The organism is Brucella gallinifaecis (genome assembly GCF_006476605.1).
GTDB classification, from domain to species: Bacteria; Pseudomonadota; Alphaproteobacteria; order Rhizobiales; family Rhizobiaceae; genus Brucella; species Brucella gallinifaecis.
Window position 1 is genome coordinate 1 of the sequence record NZ_ML636836.1, and the last position, 1225, is coordinate 1225.

Here is a 1225-nt window from a genome sequence, read left to right on the forward strand (position 1 = left end):
TGAATAGCCCCTAGATTTGTAGACACCTTGTGACTTAAAAAAGAGGCAAGGAGCTTACGATGGGTAAAGCTAATTTCACCGACGAATTCAAACTCGATGCTATTCAACAAATTACTGAGCGCGGTTATTCGGTAGCAGATGTTTCTCGTCGCTTGGGCGTAAGTACACATTCACTTTATAGTTGGATGAAGCGCTATAATGCCCCTGAGAAAGCAGCTGCGCAGGATGATCAATTGTCAGAGATCAGGCGCTTGAAGCAAGAGCTTGCTCGTGTCACCGAGGAGCGTGACATACTAAAAAAAGCCACCGCGTACTTCGCCAAGGATGCAAAATGAAGTACGCGTTTATCAAGGCGCATCGTGTTCGTTTCAATGTGCGTGCCATGTGCCGCATGCTTTGCGTCCATCCAAGCGGATTTTATGCATGGATGAAGCAGCCTTTCAGTCACCGTGCAAATGAAGATATCCGGCAGACAGCACTGATCAATGATGCATGGCATGACAGTGGTAAGGTCTACGGATACCGCAAATTACACGATGACCTGCGAGATCAGGGTGAAACCTGCTGTCCAAACCGTGTGGCGAGACTGGCCAAGCTGGCAGGTATCAAAGCTCAGATTGGTTATAAACGCCGCTCAGGTAAATATGGTGGCAAGCCTTCTATCGTCATAGACAACATCCTGGATCGCCAGTTCGACGTGGACATGCCTGATAAGGTTTGGGTCACAGATATTACCTATATCAAGACATATGAAGGGTTTTCTTATCTGGCTGTTGTCATCGACCTGTTTTCTCGACGCGTTGTCGGATGGTCAATGCAATCACGCCAAACCACAGACCTGGTCTTACAGGCTTTGTTGATGGCTGTGTGGCGGCGAAAACCAAAAGAGCGGGTACTAATACATTCCGACCAAGGCTCCCAGTTTACAAGTATGGACTGGGCTTCATTCCTAAAACAACATAATCTTGAGCACAGCATGAGCCGCCGTGGGAATTGTCACGATAATGCTGTAGCTGAGAGCTTTTTTAATCTGCTGAAGCGAGAACGCGTTCGGCGCAAAACATACAGAACACGAGCTGAAGCAAGGCAAGACGTGTTCGATTACATTGAGATGTTCTATAACCCCCAACGCAAACACGTTAGAAATGGTATGCTGTCACCAGTACACTTTGAACAGAACCACAAAATGAAGACGAAGAGTGTCTAATAAACTCGGGGCTATTCA

General features: G+C 47.0%; 1 protein-coding gene. It reads left to right on the forward strand.

From position 1 onward, the window contains the following. Window positions 1–59 precede the first annotated feature (59 nt). A protein-coding gene (locus FHY56_RS17730) for an IS3 family transposase (protein ID WP_376890372.1) occupies window positions 60–1207 on the forward strand; the annotation gives its coding sequence in 2 pieces (ribosomal slippage) (window positions 60–306 and window positions 306–1207; 1149 coding nt in all). The last annotated feature ends 18 nt before the right edge of the window (window positions 1208–1225 follow it).